The sequence below is a fragment of the Streptomyces sp. NPDC004667 genome, from assembly GCF_040609475.1.
GTDB lineage: Bacteria > Actinomycetota > Actinomycetes > Streptomycetales > Streptomycetaceae > Streptomyces.
Map to the genome: position 1 here is coordinate 111845 of NZ_JBEXKC010000006.1, position 21656 is coordinate 133500.

The window sequence follows — 21656 nt, forward strand, 5'->3', positions numbered from 1 at the left end:
GGTGCCGGAACGGGCCTTTCTGCGCAGGTGGCCCAACTCTAGGATCACTCAGTGTTGTTGAGACCAGAGTGGAGGGTGTGACCTGTGGTGCTGGAGATACGCCAGGCGGATCAGTCGGACCGGGACGCGGTGGCGCGGCTGCTGGACGAGGCCTTCCGCAGCGACCCGGTGAGCTGCTGGGTCTTCCCCGATCCGGAGCACCGGGCCGCCGTGCACGGCCGCTTCCTCGGCGTCTTCGTGGACGTGGCGCTCGCGGAGGGGCGGATCGACTACGCGGCGGACGGCTCGGCGGCGGCGCTGTGGCTGCGGATCCCGGCGGACGATCCGGCTGCGGAGCCCGTCGAGGACGAGGTCCCGGCGAGGATGCGGGCGGTCGCCGATCCCGACAACGAGCGCTGTGAGCTGGTGGGCCGGCTCACCGGCGCGGTGCACCCCACCGCGGAGGAGCACGAGTACCTGCTGATGATCGCGGTGGCACCGGGGCGGCAGGGCGAGGGGCTGGGCACGGAGCTGATCCGGCCGGTCCTGGAGCGCTGCGACCGCGAGGGCGTGCCCGCGTACCTGGAGGCGAGCAGCGAGCGCAGCCGCGCGCTCTACGAGCGGCTCGGCTGGGAGTTCACGGGCGAGGCGGTGCGGCTGCCGGACGGGCCGCTGATGTGGCCGATGTGGCGCAAGCCGGTGGGCTGAGGCGCCGGGCCGAGCCGCCGGGCCGGGATAGGGGTTGTTGAAGTACTTCAGGTGAAGTACTTTCGTCGACGTGCCCCGGAGCGGTGGCACTGCCTGACGGAAGAGAATCGCTTGCGCAAGCTCACGTACTTCATCGCCGCCACGGTCGACGGCTTCATCGGAGCCCCCGACGGCGATGCCGATTTCCTCTACGCCCACCTCGATCCGGAGTTCATCGGCCACCTGACGGCCGAGTACCCCGAGACGATCGCCTCCGCCGGCCGGGCCCAGCTCGGGATCGCGGACGCCGCCCCGAAGCGGTTCGACACGGTCCTCATGGGCCGGGGCACCTACGAGCCGGGCCTCAAGGCGGGCATGACCAGCCCCTACGGCCACCTGCGCGAGCAGTACGTCGTCTCGCGCTCCCTCGTGACCCCGCCGGACCCGCAGGTCCGGCTGATCTCGGGGGACGTCGCCGCCGCGGTCCGCGGGCTCAAGGCGCGGGACGGGCTCGGCATCTGGCTCTGCGGCGGCGCCGACCTCGCGGGACAGCTGGCCGATGAGATCGACGAGTACATCGTCAAGACGTACCCGGTGGTCGTGGGGACCGGCATGCCGATGTCCCGGGCGGGCTTCGGGGTGCGCCCGCTGGAGCTGACCGGCTGCACCGTCCTCGGCGGCGGCCAGATCATCACCTCGTACGACGTCAAGCGCTGAACCGCGCCGCACGCGCCGAACCGGCCTACCGTGGAGGTATGGCCGGTGAACAGCAACAGCGGGCGCGCGGGACGGTGGCCCCGCGGGCCGGGCACGAGCAGCTGACGTGCCAGGCCTGCGGGCACGCCGTCGACACCCTGCTCAGACGACGCAAGTCCCTCGGCATCTTCGTGCCGGAGTGGAGTCCGGGTCCCTGCCGGAACCCGGACTGCACGCGGTACGCCGCCGGAGGCTAGCCCTTGGTGCCCATGCCCGAGGCGACCAGGCCGTTGGCCCACAGCTGGTTCACGCGCGAGCGCTCGGCGCTGTTGGGGTTGGGGTTCGTGCACGAGGTGCCCGGACCGCCGCCCGACATCAGTTCGCTGCACGGCCCCGAGTAGTGGTCCGGCAGGCCCAGCACGTGACCGGTCTCGTGCGCCGTCACGCGGGTGGAGTTGTACTGCTGGTTCTGGGCGTAGTCGAGGAAGATGTAACCCCGTCCGTGCCCGTCGGTGCTCGCGTACGAACCGCGGGAGTCGTTGCCCTCGTAGTACGAGAAGTTCCCGCCGGAGGAAACCTCCTGGAGCTTCACGTTGGACACCGAGCCGTTCCATATCTGGGTGGAACGGGCGATCACGCTGCGGAAGCTCGGCGCGTTGCGGGTGTTGTAGGTGACGGTGACGGCCGCCAGGCCGGGGTTGGCGGCGCGCTGCTCGGCGACCGAGCGCTTCACGGCCTCGAAGAAGGCGCTGTTGGCGGCCTGGTTCTCCGCGGAACGCTCGTAGGCGGCGTAGCTGGCCGGGTTGCCGGCCGGGGCGTTCGCCGCCGTGGCCGTGGGGACCACGCCGCCGAGGGCGGCGGCGATGCCGAGGCCGATGGTCGCGGACAGCGTGATCCTGCGGGAGTGGCGCATGTGGGGGGCTCCTACTCAGCCGGTGCGGTGGGGGGTGGATGGGTCATCCGGTACCGGAGTCTGCGGGAGCCGAAGGGGCCCGGGGATGATGTCAGCACCCGATAGCGCCGGCCTATCGGGAAGTTTTCGACAGGGCGACTGGCATGAGAATGGCGGGATTCGGGGGGCTATAGGTGGCTGGTGCGGTCCGTCGGCCGCCCCCTACCCTCGGGACATGGAGCTTGAGGTCAGGCACCTGAGGGCGCTCTGCGCCATCGCCGACGCCGGCAGCCTGCACAAGGCGGCGCGGCAACTCGGCGTGAGCCAGCCCTCGCTGACGACCCAGCTGCGCCGGATCGAACGGGCCCTGGACGGCGAGCTGTTCCTGCGGGAGCGCACCGGCTGCCGGCCGACGCCGTTCGGGCGCACGGTGCTCGGCCGGGCCCGCCCCCTGCTCGCGGAGATGGCCGCGCTGGTCGCCGAGGCCCGAGCGGCCGCGCACGGGCCCCGGCTGAGGCTCGGTTCGACCGCGAGCCGCGCCCTGCCGGGGTGGCTGCGGCGGCTGCACCGGCGCGCGCCCGACACGGAGACCTCGCTGGTCGTCGACGTGTCGGCCAACGCGCTGCTGCGGATGGTGGCCGCCGGGCAGCTGGACGTGGCGTTCGTCCACGAGGTCGAGGGCTGCCCGCTGCGGGTGCCGGAGGGGCTCCAGCTGCACGTGCTGATGGAGCGCGAGCCGCAGTTCGTGTCCATGGCGCGGGACCACCCCGCCGCGCGGTCGTCGGTGGTGGAGTTACAGGACCTGGCCCGCGACCGCTGGACCGTCGACCCGTCCGTGGACGGCGAATGGGACGGGCTGCGCAGGGTCTTCGCCGGGGCGGGCCTCGACCCGCCCGTGCTGCACGCCGACTACCACACCGCGACCTCGCTGATCATCTCCGGCGAGGCGGTCGCGCCCTGCCAGCCGACGTCGGGGCCCCGGGACGACATGGCCATCCGGCCGCTGTCGGGGGACCCGCTCGCGGTACGGCTGCTGCTCGCCACGCGGCCGGGGGCGCACGCGGAGGTCTACGAGGACCTCCGCGCGGCCTATCGCGAGGCGGCGTTGCGCACGCCGCCGTACCGGGCCTGGCTGCGGCACCACGACAGCCCGCTGCTGGCCGCCTGACCCGTCAGCCGGCCGGCGGCCGCCTGCCCCGTCGGCCCGCCGCCGACCGCCCGACCCGTCGTCGCGGCTCGCCCCCCATTCCGTCCCCGCCCCCGGCGGGGACGGTCCTCGTCGTGCGCGGTGCTTGACTTCGGCATGCCGCGATATATCGTGTTCTACAGAAGACGCGATATGTTGCGTGCGTCAGCCCACGAGGAGGAGCAGCACCATGGCAGAGCAGATGACGTGGTCCGTCGCCGCACCGCAGAAGCTCACCTTCGAGCGGCCGGTGACCGACCTGCGCGTCCGTGTGGTCGGCGGCACGGTCAATGTGGTGGCCGCCGCCGACGCGGGGCCGGCGCGGCTGGAGGTCGCCGAGGTCGACGGGCCGCCCCTGCACGTGGTCCAGGAGGACGGCACCCTCACCCTGTCCTACGAGGACCTCCCCTGGAACGGCTCCCAGGGCTTCAAGAAGTGGTTCGAGGGCAAGCCGTGGAAGGCCTGGAAGGGCGCGTCCGAGGACGGCCGCAAGGCCTGGGAGCGCAGTGTGACCGTGACGCTGACCCTGCCGGCCGGCACCCACGTGCAGCTGGCCACCGTCAGCGCCACCGTCTTCGTCTCCGGCATCGCGGGCGGCACCGAGGTCAACGGGGTCTCCGGCGACGCGACCCTCGTCGGGCTGTCCGGCCGGGTCAAGGCGCACACCGTCTCCGGCAGCGTCGAGGCACAGTCCCTGACCGGCGAGCTCGGCTTCCACTCCGTCTCCGGCGGCCTGACGGTGGTCGACGGCTTCGGCGGCAACGTACGGGCCGACTCGGTCAGCGGCGACATGCTCATCGACCTCGCCCCCGACCCGGCCGCCCCCAAGCCGGTGGACATCTTCCTCAACTCCGTCTCCGGCGAGGTGGCGATCCGACTGCCGCACCCGGCCGACGCGAAGGTGGAGGCCAACACCGCCACCGGCGGGGTCTCCAACGCCTTCGAGGACCTGCGGGTCTCCGGGCAGCTCGGCGCCAAGCGGATCACCGGCACGCTCGGCACGGGTGCCGGCACCCTGCGGGCGACGACCGTCTCCGGGGCCATCGCCCTGCTGCGCCGCCCGCAGGCCGACGCGGACGCCCCCCTCCAGCTCGACAAGAAGGTGCTCTGACATGCCGCCCGTCTTCGCCCACGGCCGACTCCGCCTCTACCTGCTCAAGCTCCTGGACGAGGCGCCCCGCCACGGGTACGAGGTGATCCGCCTGCTGGAGGAGCGCTTCCAGGGCCTCTACGCCCCCTCCGCGGGCACCGTCTACCCGCGGCTGGCGAAGCTGGAGGCGGAGGGGCTCGTCACGTACGCGACCGAAGGCGGGCGCAAGGTGTACTCCATCACCGAGGCGGGCCGGGCCGAACTGGCCGACCGCGGCGGTGAACTGGCCGACCTGGAGCTGGAGATCCGCGACTCCGTTTCCGAGCTGGCCGCCGAGATCCGCGACGACGTCCGGGGCGCCGCCGGCGACCTGCGGCGCGAGATGCGGGCCGCCGCCTCCGCCACGGCCACCCAGGTCGACGACGAGTCCTGGAAGGCCGCCAAGGAGGAGCTCCGCAAGGCGAGGCAGGAGTGGAAGGAACAGGCCCGCCGGGCGAAGGACGAGAGCCGCCGGGCCCGTGAGGAGGCCCAGCAGGCCCGTCGTCAGGCCAAGGAGGCCCAGGAGCGGGCCCGCGAGGAGGTCCAGCGGATCGCCGCCCAGCTCCAGGAGCAGTTCGCCAAGCCCGGCGGGGTCTTCGGGAGCCTCGCCGGAGCCTGGCTCGGCGGGGGATCCGCGGGGGGTACCGCCACCGCGGAGTCGGCCGGCGCCCCGGGACCCTCGGGCGCCGGGTGGGCCGAGGACCTCGCGCCCACCGCCGACCCGGCACGGGACCTGGACCGGCTGCTGGACCGCTTCCGCGACGACGTCCGCGACGCGGCGCGCGACCACGGCGTGACCCCCGCCCAGCTGGCGGAGGCCCGGGCCCACCTGGCCGCGGCCGCCGCCCGCATCGAGGCCGGGCTGCGGCCGGGCGCGTAGGGCTGAGGCCGGGCGCTCGGGGGAGGGTCAGGCCGCCAGGCCCGTCTCGGCCGCGGCGTAGGTGATCCCGTGGTCCGCGAGGACCTCGGAGACCGTGCCCGGCCGGGACAGCAGGGCCAGCAGCAGGTGCAGGGTGCCGATGTGCTTGTCATGGCGGCCCAGGGCGATGCGCAGAGACTGCTCCAGCACCTTCTTCGCGTCCGCCGTGAAGGGGACGTGCTGGTCCGGTTCCCGGTCGCGGCGGCGCGGCGGGAGGATGCGGCGCCGGCGCGGCGGCGGGGCCGCGAGGGCGCCCGCGCCGTGGGTCTCCTCGATCCGGGCGACGATCTCGCCGAGGTCGATGCCGAGCCCCGCGAGGGCCTGCTCGTCGGCCTTGGACATCCCGCCCCGCCGCCGGGACTCGGCGAGCCGGGCCCGTACGGACTCCCGGTCCACGCCGAGCGGGTCCAGGGCGCCGAGGCCCATCAGGGAGAGCAGCAGGTGCTCCTCGGTGACCGTGGCGGCGCCGGCCCGCCGGGCCTCGTCCAGCGCGCCCTTCACGGTGGCGCGGGCGTCCCGGGTGAAGCGTTCGAACATCACAGCCTCCCGTACTTCTTGTGTACGGCCTGCCGGCTGACGCCCAGCTCGGCCGCGATCTCCTGCCAGGACCAGCCCTGCGCGCGGGCACTGCGCACCTGTACGGCCTCCAGCTGCTCCAGCAGCCTGCGGAGGGCGGCCACGGCGTGCAGGCCCACACGAGGGTCCTGGTCTCCGGCCCGTTCTGCGAGGTCGGTGGCTTCCGTCATGCACGTCAATCTAGGTTGACAGGGGAGGGCTGTCAACCCAGATTGACAAGCGGGTGTCGTCGGGGCGGGCTCAGGTGGTGAGGACGATCTTGCCGAAGAGGTCGCCCGCCTCCAGCTTCTCGAAGCCCTCGCGCGCCCGGTCGAGCGGCAGCACCTCGTCGATGACGGGCCGCACGCCGGTGGCGGCGCAGAACGACAGCAGGTCCTCCAGCTCGTCCTTCGAGCCCATCGTGGAGCCGACCACCTTGAGCTCCAGGAAGAAGATCCGGGTCAGCTCGGCGTGCGCCGGCCGGTCGCCGCTGGTGGCGCCCGAGATGACCAGGGTCCCGCCGGGCCGCAGGGACTTGACCGAGTGCGACCAGGTGGCGGCCCCCACCGTCTCGATGACCGCGTCCACCCGCTGCGGCAGCCGGGCGCCGGGCTCGAAGGCCTCCAGGGCGCCCAGCTCCACCGCCCGCTTGCGCTTGGCCTCGTCGCGGCTGGTGGCGAAGACCCGCAGGCCGGCCGCCCGGCCCAGGACGATCGCGGCGGTGGCGACCCCGCCGCCCGCGCCCTGGACGAGGACGGAGTCGCCGGGGCGCACCCCGGCGTTGGTGAAGAGCATCCGGTAGGCGGTCAGCCAGGCCGTGGGCATGCAGGCGGCCTCCGCGAAGGAGAGCTCGGCGGGCTTGCGCAGCACGTTCCAGGCGGGGACGGTGACCTGCTCGGCGAAGGTCCCCTGGTAGCGCTCGGTCAGGATCGAGCGCGGCTCGTCGGGGCCGACGCCGTGGCCGCTCTGGCCGATCACGGAGTGCAGGACGACCTCGTTGCCGTCCTGGTCGGTTCCGGCGGCGTCGCAGCCGAGGATCATCGGCAGTTTGTCCTGGTCCAGGCCGACTCCGCGCAGCGACCACAGGTCGTGGTGGTTGAGGGAGGCGGCGCGGACGTTCACGGTCACCCAGCCGGGGCGGGCCTCGGGTGCCGGGCGGTCGCCCAGCACAAGGCCGTTCAGCGGCTGGTCTCGGTCGATTCGGGCGGCATAGGCAGCGAACATGCGGCCAGAGGCTACCGGTCGGTAGGCCCGTCTGACCAGGGGTCGAAGCGTGTCGCCACGCCGGAACGGAAGATGGATATCCCTCCTCAAGTTCCCTCCGTACCAGGCGGTTTGTCCGCCGGATAGGACTAAACGGAACGTCGGTAGGGGGTCTGGATGGAGGTAGGATTCAAGCCATGCGACGTGCTCGTCATGAGCCTGTCATTCTCGTCGCCTTCTCACTTTGCGTTCCCGCGTTCTCTCGCGCGCCAGGCAAGGAAAGACGGAACGACCCCTCCCGGTTCGGGGGCCGGGAGGGTGCGTTCTGCGAGGGAACGACGCGCACGCGAAGAGGCCCGGCCGGATCATCCCGGCCGGGCCTCTTCGTGTGGGGCTCAACGTGGCGTTCAGGCCAGGCGGGCCACTCCGTCGGCCTTCGCCGCCGCGGCGACCGCGGCCGTGACGGCCTCGGCGACGCGCTCGTCGAACGGCGAGGGGATCACGTAGTCGGCGGCGAGCTCGTCACCCACGACACCGGCGATGGCGTCGGCGGCGGCGATCTTCATGCCCTCGGTGATCCGGGTCGCGCGCACCTTGAGGGCGCCCGCGAAGATGCCGGGGAAGGCCAGCACGTTGTTGATCTGGTTCGGGAAGTCCGAACGGCCCGTGGCCACGACCGCCGCGTACTTGTGCGCGATGTCGGGGTGGACCTCCGGGTTCGGGTTGGCCATGGCGAAGACGAAGGAGTTCTTCGCCATCGTGGCCACGGCCTCCTCGCCGACCGTGCCGCCGGAGACGCCGATGAAGACGTCCGCGCCCGCGAGGGCCTCCTCCAGCGTGCCGCTCAGGCCCGTCTTGTTGGTCAGGCCCGCGATCTCCGCCTTGACGTCCGTCAGGTCGGAGCGGTCCGCCGAGACGACGCCCTTGCGGTCGGTGACGCAGACGTCGCCGATGCCCGCGTCCACGAGGATCTTGGCGATGGCGATGCCCGCCGCGCCGGCGCCCGCGATCACGGCGCGCAGGTCGCCGAGGGTGCGGCCGGTGAGCTTCGCCGCGTTGCGCAGGGCGGCCAGCGTCACGATCGCCGTGCCGTGCTGGTCGTCGTGGAAGATCGGGATGTCCAGCGCCTCCTGGAGGCGGCGCTCGATCTCGAAGCAGCGGGGCGCGGAGATGTCCTCCAGGTTGACCCCGCCGAAGGACGGCGCGAGGCGGATGACCGTCTCGATGATCTCGTCCGTGTCCTTGGTGGCGAGCGCGATCGGGACCGCGTCCACTCCACCGAACTGCTTGAACAGAATCGCCTTGCCCTCCATGACGGGGAGGGAGGCCTCGGGACCGATGTCACCGAGTCCGAGCACGGCCGTACCGTCGGTGACGACGGCGACCACGTTCGACTTCCAGGTGTACTCGTTCACGAGCTCGGGCTGTTCGGCGATGGCGGTGCACACCTTCGCCACGCCGGGGGTGTACGCCAGGGACAGGTCGTCCTTGTCGTTCACCGGCACCGTGGCCTGGATGGCCATCTTGCCGCCCCGGTGCAGTGCGAACACCGCGTCGGGGTTGTTGTCCGTCGCACTGTCACTGCGAGGGTTGACGATCTCCGCTGCCACTTCGTGTGACCCCTTAAGTCCTTTGAATCGTTGAGGGTGGCCACTCCTGGTTAAGGGGTGGGCGGGCACCGCGTCCGTACTCCGCGTCGGCGGTTGGCCCGCCTCCGCGAAGGGGAGGTTCGTACGCGCGGGCGCGCCGCACGCGCGCCCTGAGCCCCGGATGAGGGGTGTAAGGATCTGTTCTACCCGAAGAACGCATGCCCAGACGAGTCGATTCCCGCTCAACTGTAGGTCGCTTGTCCCGTTTTTGGCTAAAGGTCCAAACCTCTCTGTCCAATGGGTGAGACAGGCCGGAAATAGTGAGGACAAAAGGGCTGGTCACGGCGGTTTGTGCGGCTCCGAGGGGCCTTGTCCGCAGTCCTGTTGGGTAGTCGGCAGCGCCCGTTATCTGATTTTGACCTGATGGGCAGCCTGAATGCGTCAGTCCGAATGGCAAGATGCCGTAACCACACAGGGACGCGGCACTCGATGGTGCGTGCGCGGCCCCTCTCGGATGCTTTCCACCCCTGCCGGAGGAACCAGCTCATGACCGCAAGCACCACCCGTCGTACGACCGCCGCCCGGTCCCGGATCGCCGCGGTCGGCGCGATCGCGGTCGCCGGCGCCCTGATCCTCACCGGCTGTGGCGACCAGACGGACAAGGGCTCCTCGCAGTCCTCGGGCAAGACCGACAACAGCGCCCCGCTGTTCTCGAAGCTCCCGAAGAAGATCCAGGACGCCGGTGTCATCAAGGTCGGCTCCGACACGGCCTACGCACCGATGGAGTTCGTCGAGAACGGCAAGATCGTCGGTGTGGACCCCGACATCGCCGCCGCGCTCGGCAAGCAGCTCGGCGTGGAGCTCAAGTTCACCTCCGGCACCTTCGACGGCCTGATCACCTCCCTGGAGACCGGCCGCCAGGACGTGGCGATCTCCTCGATCACCGACAACAAGAAGCGCCAGGAGGGCCTGGACGACAAGGGTCAGAAGATCGGTAAGGGTGTCGACTTCGTCGACTACTTCTCCTCCGGCGTCTCCCTGATCCTGAAGAAGGGCAACCCGGACAACATCAAGTCCCTCGACGACCTGTGCGGCAAGACGGTCGCCGTCCAGCGCGGCACGATCTACGAGGACACCTTCAAGGCGCAGGCCGAGAAGTGCGGTGACAAGAAGCTCACCATCGAGGCCTTCGACACCGACGCCGAGGCCCAGACCCGCGTCAAGGCCGGCGGCGCCGTGGCCGACCTGAACGACTACCCGGTCGCCGCGTACATCGCGAAGACCTCGGGCGGCGGCAACGACTTCGAGGTCGGCGGCCAGCAGTCCGACGTCGGCCTCTTCGGCATCGCGGTCTCCAAGGACAACACCCAGCTGCGCGACGCGCTCAAGGAAGCCCTCGACGCCAGCATCAAGGACGGCTCCTACGCCAAGGCCCTGGAGAAGTGGAACGTCCAGGGCAGTGCCGTGCAGTCCGCCACGATCAACGCGGGCAAGTAAGTCCGAGCGTTCCACTGAAGGGCAGTCATTGTGACTGACAAGATCGACAAGGGTCCGGCCGCGACGCCGCCGGCCGGGCCCGGCGCCTCGGGCACCACCCCCTACGAGGCCATCAAGGCAATCCCCGTACGGCACTACGGCCGCTGGATCAGCGCCGTGGTCGTCGCCGTACTCCTCGGGTGGCTCGTCTACGCCTTCTCCCAGGGCAAGATCATCTGGGCGACGGTCGGCGACAAGCTGTTCGACCCCGCCGTGATCGCGGGCATGGGCAACACCATCATCATCAGCATCTCGTCCATGGCGCTGGGCCTCGTGCTCGGCATCCTGTTCGCGGTGATGCGCCTGTCGAAGAACCCCGTCACGAGCTTCGTGTCCTGGCTCTACATCTGGTTCTTCCGCGGCACCCCGGTCTACGTGCAGCTCCTGGTGTGGTTCAGCCTCCCGCTGATCTTCCAGTACATCAACCTGGGGCCGATCTACAAGAACGAGACCGTCGACGTCATGACGCCGTTCATGGTCGCCCTCCTGGGCCTCGGCCTGAACGAGGGCGCCTACATGGCGGAGATCGTCCGTGCGGGCATCCAGTCCGTCGACGAGGGCCAGAGCGAGGCCTCGCACGCGCTCGGCATGACCCAGACGCAGACCATGCGTCGGATCGTGCTCCCGCAGGCGATGCGCGTGATCATCCCGCCGACCGGCAACGAGTTCATCAACATGCTGAAGACCTCCTCCCTGGTCTCGGCGGTGCAGTACACCGAACTCCTGCGGGCCAGCTCCAACATCGGCAGCACCGCCGGCGCGGTCATGGAGATGTTCTTCGTCGCGTCCATCTGGTACCTGGCCCTGACGAGCGTGTTCAGCGTCGGCCAGTACTACCTGGAGCGCCGCTACGCCCGCGGCTCGCTGCGCAGCCTGCCCCCCACCCCGTTCGAGCGGCTCAAGGCCAACCTGAACATGTTCCGCCGTACGGAGGTGGCGAAGTGACCGCCCAGCCGATGGTCAAGGCCGAAGGCGTCCACAAGTCGTACGGCGCCGCACACATCCTGCGGGGCATCGACCTGGAGGTCGCCCCCCGTGAGGTCTTCTGCCTGGTCGGTCCGTCCGGCTCCGGCAAGTCCACCTTCCTGCGGTGCATCAACCACCTGGAGCGCATCAACGCCGGCCGGCTCTCGGTCGACGGCCAGCTGGTCGGGTACAAGCAGAAGGGCGACAAGCTCTACGAGCTGAAGGACAGCGAGGTCGCGGCCCAGCGCCGGGACATCGGCATGGTCTTCCAGCGCTTCAACCTCTTCCCGCACATGACGGCCATCGAGAACGTCATGGAAGCCCCGGTCATGGTCAAGGGCGAGTCCAAGGCGGTGGCCCGCGAGCGGGCGATCAAGCTCCTGGACCGCGTCGGCCTCGGCGACAAGGGTGGGAACTACCCGACCCAGCTCTCCGGCGGTCAGCAGCAGCGCGTGGCGATCGCCCGCGCGCTGGCCATGGAGCCGAAGCTGATGCTCTTCGACGAGCCCACCTCGGCGCTCGACCCGGAGCTGGTCGGTGACGTCCTCGACGTCATGCGGGACCTGGCCGAATCGGGCATGACCATGATCGTGGTGACCCACGAGATGGGCTTCGCCCGCGAGGTCGGCGACAACCTCGTCTTCATGGACGGCGGCGTCGTGGTCGAGTCCGGCCACCCGCGCGAGGTCCTGGGCAACCCGCAGCACGACCGCACCAAGGCGTTCCTGTCCAAGGTGCTGTAGCCGCGGCACGCGCGTGAGGGGCGGTACGGGATTCGGTTCCCGTACCGCCCCTTCGTCGTGCCCTGCCCCCGCGCGGGCCGCCCGCTCGCCCGCTCGCCTTCTTGAAGTCCCTACTTCAGGCCTAGGACCAGCGCGTCCGAGGGGGAGCGCCAGACCGTGCGGGCCTCGGCGAAGCCGGCCGCGCGCAGGGTCCGGGCGTGCCAGGCCTCGTCCGGGGTGTCGCCGTCCGCGTGCTCCCCGTAGATCTCGAACCGGGCCGCCGTGGGCTCGGCCAGGACCGGGTCGGCCGCGGCCAGGGCCCACCACTCGCGCCAGTCCGGGACGCCCAGGGCGCGGGCCCGGTCCATCCCGGCGTGCCGGTGGGCGTGCTCGGCGGCGTCGATGCGCGGGGTGGCGGGGTCGGGCATGTGGTCGGCGTTCATGAAGACCCCGCCGGGGCGGACCAGCGGGGCGATCCGCCCGTACAGGACGGCCAGGTCGGCGCTGGGGAGCCAGTGCAGCGCGGTCGCGGTCAGGACGGCGTCGTAGGACTCGTACGGGAGGGCCGCGGGCCAGTCGGGGTCCTTGAGGTCGGCGGTGACGAAGGTGACCCGGTCGTCGCCCGCGAAGTGGCCCCGGGCGATCGTCAGCAGCGCGGGGTCGAGATCGAGCCCCGTACTGGAGGCTTCCGGGAACCGCTTGAAGAGCCTGTCCGTGATACTTCCCGTACCGCACGCGAGATCCAGTACCCGGGGGGCGGGGCCGACCAGTGCTTCCACCATGTCCAGCATGACCCGGAACCGTTCCTCGCGGTCGGGCATGTACCACTCCTGCTGGCGGTCCCAGCTGTCCTGCCAGGCCTGCCAGTCCGTACCGAACGAGCCGGTCGCCGTATCCGTCATCGAGAACCCCTCCATACGTAATACCCTCGAACCAGTACCAGCCGTTACCGCGCGGCCGTTGCTGACACTAATCCGCATCCGTAAGGACTACAAGTGGAACTGGCCCATTACTCGGACTATGCCGTGCGCCTGGTCAACACCGAGGAGCCGGCCCGCAACAAGGACGCGCTCACCTCGGTGGACGACGTCCGCGCCCTCTTCGGGGCCAGCGTGCAGATGGCCCGCCGGGTCACCGACACCGACGTCACGCGCTTCCGCAACGTGCGCGGCCGGCTGCGCGCCGTCTTCGAGGCCGCCGACGGCGGCGACCACGTCCTCGCCGTCGACCTGCTGAACTCCCTGCTCATGGAGTTCCCCGTCAGCCCCCAGGTCTCCGGCCACGAGCTGGTCGGAGACGACGGCCGCCCCGACTGGCACATCCACCTCGCCGAGCACCCCTCCAACGCCTCCGCCGGCTACGCCGCCATGGCGGCGATGGGCCTGGCCTTCGCCCTCACCGAGCACGGCCCCGACCGCCTGGGCCTGTGCCAGGCGCCGCCCTGCCGCAACGCCTACCTCGACACCTCCACCAACCGCTCCCGGCGCTACTGCTCCGACCGCTGCGCCACCCGCGCCAACGTCGCCGCCTACCGCGCCCGCAAGCGGCTGGAGGCCGAGGAGTCCGCACGCATCGGCCGCACCGCGGAGGCCGCCCAGGACAGCCACGCCCTCAGCGAGCGCTGACCGTCCGGCCGCGGCCGCAGCCGCAGCCGGGCCACCGCCAGTACCAGCTCCTCGGGGACCGCGCCGTAGTCGGTGCTGTCCCCGGTCTCGTTGAACGGGTTGTCGCCGAGCATCCACCAGCCGCCCGCCCGGCGCTCGGCCGCCCGCTTCACCACCAGCAGGTCCTGCTGCAGCGGATGGCGGAAAACCACCACGTCACCCGGCCGGACCAGCGCCTCGTACCGGACCACCAGCCGGTCCCCGTCCGCCAGGGTCGGGGCCATCGACGGGCCCGTCACCTCGGTGATGCCGATGCGCCCCCGTGTGCGCCTGTTCTCCGTCATGTCCGGCCTCCTCGTCCTCCCCGCATGCTGCCGTACGGCCCCGTACGTTCGCTCACCACTCCTCGACCGCCCCTGGACTTTTGTCCTAAGCCCATGGGGGCGCCCGCGATTTCCGGTTTCTCAGCGAGTAATCTCCACCCTTGAGAAGACGATCACGAGGAGGACCCACTCCATGCTTTCCCGCTTCTTCGCCCCCAAGGTGAAGGTCTCCGCCCACTGCGACCTGCCCTGTGGCGTGTACGACCCGGCCCAGGCCCGTATCGAGGCCGAGTCGGTCAAGGCCGTCCAGGAGAAGTACCAGGCCAACGAGGACGCGGACTTCCGCGCGCGCGCCATCACCATCAAGGAGCAGCGCGCCGAGCTCGCGAAGCACCACGTGTCGGTGCTCTGGAGCGACTACTTCAAGCCCCCGCACTTCGAGAAGTACCCGCAGCTGCACACCCTGGTCAACGACACCCTGAAGGCCCTCTCGGCCGCCAAGGCGTCGAACGACCCGGCGACCGGCGCGAAGGCCCTGGAGCTCATCGCCGAGATCGACCGCATCTTCTGGGAGACCAAGGCCGCCTGATCCCGGGCGCCCGAAAGATCCCGCTGCGCTGCTGTTCAGAGCGCACATGACAACGGCCCGACCGCTCCACGCGGCCGGGCCGTTGGGCTTCCCGAGATCATCTGGGAGCCGTTCGGGAGAGGAGCGCCTTTGGCGCGCTGGCGAACGGGGAGCCCCAACCGGCAACCGGCCAGGGCTCTTTCCGTTCACCCGCCACCCGGCGGCGGGTACCGTCCCGGTAGGCCTACCACGCAGGACGGAGCAAAGACAGAATGCCCCAGAACCCTGTCGCTGGCACGGGTACTCGCATTGCCGCGTACCGCAGACTCTGCCGGCTCACCCAGACGCAGCTCGCCACCAAGGCAAACATCTCGTACAGCCTCCTCGTGAAGGTCGAACAGGGCAGGCGCCCCGCCTCGGGCCCCCTGATCGCCGCTCTCGCTCGCGCCATGGGCGTCCCCATCACCACCTTCACCGGACAGCCCTACGCAGCCGACCATGCCCGCGACCGCCTCGACGGCCCCCTGGCCGACCTGCGGGCCTCCCTGGACAACTGGGATCTGCCGCTGGACGAGGTCGCCGTCCGGGGCCTCCCCGAGATCGGCGCCGATGTCCGCCTGGTCCTCGATGCCCGGCGCGCGTCCAACTACGCCAAGATCGTTTCCATGGCGCCCCCGCTGATCGACGAACTGGTACAGATTTCGCAGACCGCGACCGGTGAGGCCGAAGAGCGGGCCCACCGGATGCTCGTGCACGTGTACAGGTCCGCCTACGACGTCGCGTACAACCTCGGCCTCTCGGACCTGGTGTCGCTGCTGCTGTCCCGGATGGACTACTCGGTCGAACGGGGCAACGACCCCTACCTGATGGCCCTGCACCACTACATGCGCGCCTACGCCACCTTCTCGACGGGCCGCCTGGAGGTCGGGCAGGCAATCATCGGCAGAGCCTTGACGGTCGTCGAGGACGGGGTCCGGGCAGCCGCGGTGCCCGCTCTGTGCTCTGCCGGGAATTTGCGCCTCCGAGCCGCCATGCTGGCCTGCCGCCGGGGCGACGCCGACACTGCCCGGGCGGAACTGTCCGAAGCGCGCCGGCTCGCAGACCGGCTCGGGCGCGAGGTCACCGGGGCCGGCGGCGACGGCCCGCACATCCAGAGCTTCGGCCCGACCAATGTGGCCATCCACGCCTCCGCCGTGGAGATGGAGCTCGGCAACCACGGCCGGGCGCTACAGCTCGCCAAGGAGGTACGGCCGCCGGCCGACTACTTCCCCGACCGCCTCGGGCACTTCTGGATCGACACCGCCCGCGCACAGCTGTCCACCGGCAAGACGGACGCCGCCCTGTCGTCGCTCTTCAAGGCGCGCGCCATTGCCCCGCAGCAGGCCAAGTACCACCCCAGCGTGCGGGAGACCGTCAGCGGCCTCGTGCACGCGGCGCGGCGCACCCCGGACACGCTGATCGGGTACGCGTCGTGGTGCGGGGCTGACCTTTAGCCTCACCAGTCACACGCGCCACACCAGTCACACGCGCCACACCTGTCACGCAGCGTCCCTTAACTGTCACAACCTGTGCCAGTTGCGGGGCGCTGTCGCGCGTTCACTGGTCATCAGCCGCCGCGACTGAAGCCTGATCCCTTCCTCCAGGCACCGGCCGGGCGGCACCCAGTCCCCGGCGCTGCCGTTGACGATCTGACGCGGCAGCGCCGGGCACCACCACTCATCGAAGGAGGCGCCGGATGAGCGCCACGATGCCCACCCCGGCCGAGGTCGTCGGCCGCGCGACGCAGGTAATGGCCGCAGTCATGGCCGACGAGGAGTTCGCCGCCTTCGAGGCTGCGACGCTGGGGTACTCCAGCGACTGGCAGTGCTTCACCGGCTTCCCCGTCATCGAGCGGTGGAACCTCGACACCGACAAGGCCCCGCTGTTCCGCGAAGGCCTGCGCGCCCTGGCGCTGAAGGCCGCCGTGTTCGACCTGACCGAAGACGAGCGCCTGGCCGAGGTGCCCGTCGCGGTCCCCGTGGACGAGATGACCCACGCGATGATCGCGCAGCCGCAGCTGTTCGCCCGGATCGCCGAGCGGGCCGGCTTCGCCCTCATCCACCAGACCGACCAGGAGCACACCGACTACGAGGCAGGGTGCTTCACCAACCTGGCCTACCGCCTCACGTGGGGTGAACCCCCGTCCCGCTACTGGCTTCCGGCCGAGGAGGTCGAGCGGCGGTTGAAGATCCTCACCGCGCGGTACGCCTCCATCGGCCTGGACCGCGCCGGCCGCGAGCACGACATCTCCTTCAGCGCCGCCTGAACCACCGGCGCCTGATCGGCTCCGGCTCGATCCGGGCCGCGAGGGGCTCCGGGGGCGGGGCGATCCGGTCCGGCTCGAGGCCGACCTTGTCGGGGTGAACGCAGGCGGGGATCCGGTCGGCGGTGTACCGGAATCCGTCGGCCGGGTCGAACGGGCACTCACGGCTCGGCCGGTCGTAGACCACGAACCCCTCCCGGGGCAGCCGGTGGGCCGGGCAGATCCCGCACGCCGGGTGCTCGCCTCGGGCGAACGGCTCGCTCATGCCCCCGCACCGTACACCCCTTCCCGCAGGGGGCCCGAAGGAGAGCAGAGCCATGACCACGCCACTCCCTCGTCGAACCCCGCCGGCCCGACAGTCGGCAGATCAGCCCAACGAGCGCATCCCCGGCGGCGTCTTCGCCGCCGAACCCGACGCTGGCGGAACGTACGCCATCCGCAACCACCCGGAGGAAACGATGGCAACTCCCACAGCGGGGGCCACCCCGTGAACCGCGACTTCCGGAGGTGGCTCGCGGGCAGCAATCCCCAGCCGCAGCAGGCGGAGGCGGAGTGGCAGGAGCATGGGCTCGCGCTGCTGCGACTCGGCCGCTTCGAGGCCGTCCGCATTCCCGACGACATCGTCCACGCGGCCACGGAGAGCTCGGTGAGCGGCGTCGCCGACCTCGCCGTCGCCTGGGCCCTGGAGGGAGCCGTCATCCACGATGCGCGGGGCCGGAACCACTACGCCCTCGTCGAGCCCGGCACTTCGGAGCGCTGGAGGATCCGGGCGGGCGTCGAGTGTCTCGGACCCGGCACACACCTCGGGGTGCCGGACACCACCCTCGTCCGCGCCACCCCGCACCGGCCGATCCACTGGGCCGCGCTGCCCCCTTCCGGGGCGTACTTCTGCCGGACGGCGGCGATCCGGCTCCTCGTCCGGGTCGGGGCCGCCCGCATCGCCGAGGCCGGCGTACCCGCCCCGCCCACGGAGGCGGCATCACATGGGTGAGCGCTCCCGCCAGGCCGCCTGCGTCATGGTCCTCCTCGCGGGCGTGGCGGCCCTCGTCATCGGCATCCTCCGGGGATCTGGGTGACGGGGGAGGCCCGGACCGGGACAGTACGTGTGGCTGGACGACCCGGGCCGGCTCGTCGGGGCCTGATCCGTGGCCCAGGCGGGGCGGACCGCCTGTTCCGGCCAGGCGGCCCGGGGCGGGCCGCCCGAATCCTGGCCGCGGGCGCTCCGGGGAACGGCGCGGACCGGTCCCGGTCCGCGCCCTCCCCCGTTCCTACTCCTCGTCCTCGTCCTCGTCGTCCAGGCGGGCCAGCCAGGTCGCCAGGCGTTCCACCGGGACCTCGAAGTCCGGGTTCAGGTCGACGAAGGTGCGCAGCTGCTCGGCCAGCCACTCGAAGGTGACCTCCTCCTCGCCGCGCCGCTTCTCCAGCTCCTCGATGCCGCGATCGGTGAAGTACAAGTCGCGCTCCGTGCGTGTGGTGATGGGGGTGTTTCCCGCCAGGATAAGCCGGGTCCCGGCGACACCTCCCGCTCGTCCCGGCAGCGGCGCTAGCGTGGAGGTCCCGGTGGGGCGAGCGGGAGACGGGGGCCGAGGGATGCCTGATGGGCGCACGACCGGCCCCGCGCGCGCTTTCGAGCTCCTGGAGCCCTTGGTCCGGGCCGCCACGGTACGCGTCCACGCGCCCCCGGGCGGGTATGAGAACCCCGGCAACGACTGGACCGGACCCACGTGGGGGAGCGGCTTCTTCATCGCCCCCGGCTGGGTCCTGACGTGTGCGCACGTGGTCGGTGAAGGGGGTGCTGCGGTGCGTCTTGCGGGACGTGAGGTCGGGATCAGCTTCTCCTCCGGACCGGGCCCGGGAACGGGGTCCGGCCCGCCGGGGCCGCGGGCCGACGCGGGCATCGGGACGGTCACCGGCCGCGTGGAGTGCGTGCTGCCCGAACGGCTGGAGGAACGGCGCCCCGGCCGGCGCGCCCTGTGGGACCTGCCCGACCTGGCGCTCGTGCGGGTGCTCTCGCCGATCTCCCACGCCTGCGTGTGGCTGACCGACCGGGCCGGACCCCGGCTGGAGGAGGCTGCCTACTTCGGCTGCACCGAGGAACTCGGCATCCGCGAGATCACCGGCCGCACCACCCGGCTGCGCGGCACCGCCGCCGGCGGCGCCGCGATCCGCCTCGGCGACGAGGACGAGATCGAGGCCGGCATGTCCGGCGGGCCCGTGGTGGACCTGGCGCGCGGAGAGGTCATCGGCGTGGTCAAGGCCCGGCGGCACGGCGGCGGGGGCGGGCTCGCCGTGTCCGTGGACCGGCTGCGCACCCTGCCGATGGCCGCGACCGGACAGACCGGCCTGTACCGCAGGGTCATGCAGGCCCACGACCTCTACCACTACGACCGCCACGTCAGCGACCTCGACAGCCGCCGGACCTGGACCGACGTGCACGACGAGCTCGCCGCCGCGGACGGGGACCCGTACGGCGGGCGCGGGCGGCTCACCCCCGGCGAACGCACCACCCTGTGCGGGCTGCTCGCCGAACTGCCGCCGCCCGGCTCCTCGGAGGCCGTACGCGAGCTGGCCGAGCGGGCCCGGGGCGAGGAGCCCGACACCGCCCTGCCGGCCCCGCTCAGCTGGCGCGACGGGCTCGGGCTGCTCCACGACCCGCCCGGCGCGGGCGGGGAGGCCGCCGCGATGCTCCGCTACGCCACCGACGTGAGCGTGGCCGACCACCGCGAACCCCCGGCGCCGGGCGCCGACGAGGAACTGTGGGACTGGGTCCGCGCCACCGCGGAACGGCTGTGGCGCCCGCTGCGGCGCGAGCTCGCCGAGCGGCACGAGCGCGGCCTCGCCGAGCGGGAACGGCGCCGGCGCGCCGCCGTGGGCCGGGCGGCGCACGGACCGGTCCGGCGGGACCGGGGACTGCCCGCCGGGCCCTCCGTGCTGCTGGAGGTGTGGGCGCACGGCTGGGAGGACGTCTACGACTGGCGGGTCTCGGTACTCGCCGGACCGGCCCGCCCCGGCCGGGTCACCCCGGTGGACGCGGGCGTACGGGAGACCCTCGCCGCGCTGCCGGAGGCACTGCGGGCCCCGCTCGCCGAGGGCTTCCGCCGGTGCGACACGCACGAGTCGGCCGCGCTCCTCGAAGTGGCGGCGGCACCCGACCTGTTCGGGCTCGCCGTGGACGCCTGGACGGTGTCCGGCGGGGTGCCGGTCGGCGTCCAGCGGCCGGTGGTCTTCCGCCTGCCCCCGGGGCCGGCCGGGGAGGCGGCCGACCCGCGCTGGGCCCGCGTCCAGGCCGGGCCGCTCCTGGACCAGCGCGCCGACTGCGTGCGGGGGCGCCCCCGCAGCCCCTCGCCGGAGTGGACGGCGGGGCTGGCCGACAACACCGTGCCGGTGCTCTGCCGGGCGCCGGACGCCGAACCGACCCTGGGCGCGCTGCACGTCCTGCGGGACGCGGGCTACGGGGTGGTGGTGTGCCGACGGCCCCCGGCCGACCCCGGGGCGTCCTGCGCGCCCTACCACCGGGGCGTCCGGGAGGAACTGGCCGAAGCGGGCCGGGGCGCGGCGCTGCCGCAGCGCGTCCAGGCACTGCGCGGGCGGGCGTACGGGGCGGATCCCGACGCCTACTGGGCGGCCGGGCTGGCCCTCGTATGGGAGGACCCGGCGCGGGCCCTGCCGGAGGACGAGCCGTTGCAGGGGGATCTGTGAACCGGCGGGCCGGTGGCCGGCGGGAGGGGCGCCGGCCGGGCGGGAGCCGGTGCGGGCGAGTCGCGTTGCGTGGGAGGGGACGGCCGTGAACGACGAATGGCTCATCTACCGGGGCGTGGGCGAACCCCACGACGGGATCGCGGCACTGCCCGATCCGCCGCCGTGGCGGGACTTCGACGGCGGCCCCGTCGAACCGCCGGGCGGGGCGGCCGCCACCGCCGACGGCAACGTGGCGCGCCGCCTGGGAGCCCACCGGCAGGCCGCCGAACTGCACCGGCCCGAACCGGAGGAGCTGGAGGCCGTCAACGCGGCGCTCTACCTGCGCAGGCCGCTGCTGGTCACCGGCTACCCCGGCACCGGCAAGTCCACCCTCGCGCACGCCGTCGCCCACGAGCTCAAGCTCGGCCGGGTGCTGCGCTGGCCCGTGGTGTCGCGGACCGTGCTCCAGGAGGGGCTGTACCGCTACGACGCGCTGGCCCGGCTCCAGGACGTGCAGATCGCCGCCGGCGCGGGCGGCGGCGGGGCCGGGGCCGGGGGGATCGGCAAGTACATCCGGCTGGGGCCGCTGGGGACGGCGCTGCTGCCCACCGAGCGGCCGCGCGTCCTGCTGATCGACGAGCTCGACAAGAGCGACATCGACCTGCCGAACGACCTCCTGAACGTACTGGAGGAAGGCGAGTTCACCCTCCCGGAACTGGAACGGGTCGCCGACTCCGAGCCGGAGGTGCGGGTGCTCACCGACGACGGGGCGAGGGTGACCGTCCGGGACGGCCGGGTGCGCTGCCGGGCCTTCCCGTTCATCATCCTGACCAGCAACGGCGAACGGGACTTCCCGGCGGCCCTGCTGCGCCGGTGCATCCAGCTCAAGCTCGGGCAGCCCGGGGAGAAGCGGCTGGCCACCATGGTCCGGGCGCACCTGGGGGAGGACGCCGCCCGGCTGGGCGCCGACCTGATCCGGGAGTTCCTCAGCCGCTCGCGCTCCGAGCTCGTCGCCGCCGACCAGCTGCTCAACGCCATCTACCTGACGCACTACGCCGCCCCGCCCACCCGGGAGGACCTCGCGGACCTGCTCATCCAGCGCCTCGACCGTCCGAGGTGAGG

The 21656-nt window shown here is 72.0% G+C and carries 25 protein-coding genes; 16 read left to right on the forward strand and 9 right to left on the reverse strand.

Annotated elements, in window-relative coordinates:
• The first annotated feature begins 84 nt into the window (after positions 1-84).
• The 3 genes from ABZW32_RS05530 to ABZW32_RS05540 all read left to right on the forward strand — a co-directional run bounded on the left by ABZW32_RS05530 (position 85) and on the right by ABZW32_RS05540 (position 1619).
• Positions 85-687: a GNAT family N-acetyltransferase gene (locus ABZW32_RS05530; RefSeq protein WP_356211502.1), complete on the forward strand. Its 603-nt coding sequence runs from the start codon at positions 85-87 to the stop codon at positions 685-687.
• Between the two features lie 111 nt (positions 688-798).
• On the forward strand, positions 799-1383 hold the full coding sequence (locus tag ABZW32_RS05535) for a dihydrofolate reductase family protein (RefSeq protein WP_356211505.1): 585 nt from the start codon (positions 799-801) through the stop codon (positions 1381-1383).
• 38 nt (positions 1384-1421) lie between these two features.
• A complete protein-coding gene (locus ABZW32_RS05540; RefSeq protein WP_356211508.1) occupies positions 1422-1619 on the forward strand; it encodes a hypothetical protein in 198 nt (65 codons plus the stop codon).
• On the opposite strand, the gene snpA is transcribed toward ABZW32_RS05540, so the two are convergent.
• Complete coding sequence (snpA, locus tag ABZW32_RS05545) at positions 1616-2275, reverse strand: snapalysin (RefSeq protein ID WP_356211511.1); 660 nt, start codon at positions 2273-2275, stop codon at positions 1616-1618. The genes ABZW32_RS05540 and snpA overlap by 4 nt on opposite strands.
• A 214-nt stretch (positions 2276-2489) precedes the next feature.
• Here snpA and ABZW32_RS05550 point away from each other — a divergent pair, with 214 nt between their 5' ends.
• The 3 genes from ABZW32_RS05550 to ABZW32_RS05560 all read left to right on the forward strand — a co-directional run bounded on the left by ABZW32_RS05550 (position 2490) and on the right by ABZW32_RS05560 (position 5449).
• On the forward strand, positions 2490-3422 hold the full coding sequence (locus ABZW32_RS05550) for a LysR family transcriptional regulator (protein WP_356211514.1): 933 nt from the start codon (positions 2490-2492) through the stop codon (positions 3420-3422).
• Positions 3423-3630: 208 nt separating this feature from the next.
• Positions 3631-4551, forward strand: coding sequence for a DUF4097 family beta strand repeat-containing protein (locus ABZW32_RS05555; RefSeq protein WP_356211517.1), 921 nt, complete (start codon positions 3631-3633; stop codon positions 4549-4551).
• 1 nt (position 4552) lies between these two features.
• Positions 4553-5449: a helix-turn-helix transcriptional regulator gene (locus ABZW32_RS05560; protein WP_356211520.1), complete on the forward strand. Its 897-nt coding sequence runs from the start codon at positions 4553-4555 to the stop codon at positions 5447-5449.
• Positions 5450-5476: 27 nt separating this feature from the next.
• Here the strand turns inward: ABZW32_RS05560 and ABZW32_RS05565 are convergent, their stop codons facing one another.
• The 4 genes from ABZW32_RS05565 to ABZW32_RS05580 form a co-directional block, all read right to left on the reverse strand.
• On the reverse strand, positions 5477-6025 hold the full coding sequence (locus ABZW32_RS05565; RefSeq protein ID WP_356211523.1) for a Clp protease N-terminal domain-containing protein: 549 nt from the start codon (positions 6023-6025) through the stop codon (positions 5477-5479).
• Complete coding sequence (locus ABZW32_RS05570) at positions 6025-6234, reverse strand: helix-turn-helix domain-containing protein (RefSeq protein ID WP_030225748.1); 210 nt, start codon at positions 6232-6234, stop codon at positions 6025-6027. The genes ABZW32_RS05565 and ABZW32_RS05570 overlap by 1 nt, the downstream gene beginning before the upstream one ends.
• A gap of 70 nt (positions 6235-6304) precedes the next feature.
• Positions 6305-7267 (reverse strand): zinc-binding dehydrogenase, encoded by a 963-nt coding sequence (locus ABZW32_RS05575; RefSeq protein WP_356211526.1) that lies wholly within the window; start codon positions 7265-7267, stop codon positions 6305-6307.
• A gap of 386 nt (positions 7268-7653) precedes the next feature.
• Positions 7654-8856, reverse strand: a complete 1203-nt coding sequence (locus tag ABZW32_RS05580) for an NADP-dependent malic enzyme (protein WP_356211529.1) — start codon at positions 8854-8856, stop codon at positions 7654-7656.
• A gap of 525 nt (positions 8857-9381) precedes the next feature.
• Here ABZW32_RS05580 and ABZW32_RS05585 point away from each other — a divergent pair.
• The 3 genes from ABZW32_RS05585 to ABZW32_RS05595 are packed head-to-tail and all read left to right on the forward strand — an operon-like array spanning position 9382 to position 12080.
• Positions 9382-10332, forward strand: a complete 951-nt coding sequence (locus ABZW32_RS05585) for an ABC transporter substrate-binding protein (RefSeq protein WP_356211532.1) — start codon at positions 9382-9384, stop codon at positions 10330-10332.
• A 30-nt stretch (positions 10333-10362) separates the two neighbouring features.
• Positions 10363-11316, forward strand: a complete 954-nt coding sequence (locus ABZW32_RS05590; protein WP_266842233.1) for an amino acid ABC transporter permease — start codon at positions 10363-10365, stop codon at positions 11314-11316.
• A gap of 11 nt (positions 11317-11327) precedes the next feature.
• Positions 11328-12080 carry an amino acid ABC transporter ATP-binding protein gene (locus ABZW32_RS05595; RefSeq protein WP_030225732.1) on the forward strand — a complete coding sequence of 251 codons (753 nt, stop codon included), beginning with the start codon at positions 11328-11330 and terminating at the stop codon, positions 12078-12080.
• Between the two features lie 110 nt (positions 12081-12190).
• On the opposite strand, the gene ABZW32_RS05600 is transcribed toward ABZW32_RS05595, so the two are convergent.
• Positions 12191-12961: a class I SAM-dependent methyltransferase gene (locus ABZW32_RS05600; protein ID WP_356211535.1), complete on the reverse strand. Its 771-nt coding sequence runs from the start codon at positions 12959-12961 to the stop codon at positions 12191-12193.
• A 93-nt stretch (positions 12962-13054) separates the two neighbouring features.
• Here ABZW32_RS05600 and ABZW32_RS05605 point away from each other — a divergent pair, with 93 nt between their 5' ends.
• On the forward strand, positions 13055-13684 hold the full coding sequence (locus tag ABZW32_RS05605) for a CGNR zinc finger domain-containing protein (protein ID WP_356211538.1): 630 nt from the start codon (positions 13055-13057) through the stop codon (positions 13682-13684).
• On the opposite strand, the gene sodX is transcribed toward ABZW32_RS05605, so the two are convergent.
• Complete coding sequence (gene sodX / locus ABZW32_RS05610) at positions 13588-14007, reverse strand: nickel-type superoxide dismutase maturation protease (protein WP_356211541.1); 420 nt, start codon at positions 14005-14007, stop codon at positions 13588-13590. The two genes, ABZW32_RS05605 and sodX, sit on opposite strands and share 97 nt — an antisense overlap.
• Positions 14008-14179: 172 nt before the next feature.
• Here sodX and sodN point away from each other — a divergent pair, with 172 nt between their 5' ends.
• From sodN to ABZW32_RS05625, 3 genes are all read left to right on the forward strand, one after another.
• Positions 14180-14575: a superoxide dismutase, Ni gene (gene sodN, locus ABZW32_RS05615; RefSeq protein ID WP_007266490.1), complete on the forward strand. Its 396-nt coding sequence runs from the start codon at positions 14180-14182 to the stop codon at positions 14573-14575.
• 251 nt (positions 14576-14826) lie between these two features.
• The gene (locus ABZW32_RS05620) at positions 14827-16047 is read left to right on the forward strand and encodes a helix-turn-helix transcriptional regulator (protein WP_356211544.1); all 1221 of its coding nucleotides are present in this window, start codon (positions 14827-14829) and stop codon (positions 16045-16047) included.
• A gap of 242 nt (positions 16048-16289) precedes the next feature.
• On the forward strand, positions 16290-16859 hold the full coding sequence (locus tag ABZW32_RS05625; protein WP_356211547.1) for a hypothetical protein: 570 nt from the start codon (positions 16290-16292) through the stop codon (positions 16857-16859).
• Here ABZW32_RS05625 and ABZW32_RS05630 read toward each other — a convergent pair.
• Positions 16846-17121 carry a hypothetical protein gene (locus tag ABZW32_RS05630; RefSeq protein WP_356211550.1) on the reverse strand — a complete coding sequence of 92 codons (276 nt, stop codon included), beginning with the start codon at positions 17119-17121 and terminating at the stop codon, positions 16846-16848. The two genes, ABZW32_RS05625 and ABZW32_RS05630, sit on opposite strands and share 14 nt — an antisense overlap.
• 222 nt (positions 17122-17343) lie before the next feature.
• Here ABZW32_RS05630 and ABZW32_RS05635 point away from each other — a divergent pair, with 222 nt between their 5' ends.
• A complete protein-coding gene (locus ABZW32_RS05635; protein ID WP_356211553.1) occupies positions 17344-17847 on the forward strand; it encodes a hypothetical protein in 504 nt (167 codons plus the stop codon).
• Positions 17848-18124: 277 nt separating this feature from the next.
• Here the strand turns inward: ABZW32_RS05635 and ABZW32_RS05640 are convergent, their stop codons facing one another.
• Complete coding sequence (locus tag ABZW32_RS05640; RefSeq protein ID WP_030190019.1) at positions 18125-18310, reverse strand: DUF6104 family protein; 186 nt, start codon at positions 18308-18310, stop codon at positions 18125-18127.
• Positions 18311-18446: 136 nt separating this feature from the next.
• Between ABZW32_RS05640 and ABZW32_RS05645 the strand changes: the two genes are divergently transcribed.
• Positions 18447-20555, forward strand: a complete 2109-nt coding sequence (locus ABZW32_RS05645) for a trypsin-like peptidase domain-containing protein (protein WP_356211556.1) — start codon at positions 18447-18449, stop codon at positions 20553-20555.
• 85 nt (positions 20556-20640) lie between these two features.
• A complete protein-coding gene (locus ABZW32_RS05650) occupies positions 20641-21654 on the forward strand; it encodes a MoxR family ATPase (protein WP_356211559.1) in 1014 nt (337 codons plus the stop codon).
• The last annotated feature ends 2 nt before the right edge of the window (positions 21655-21656 follow it).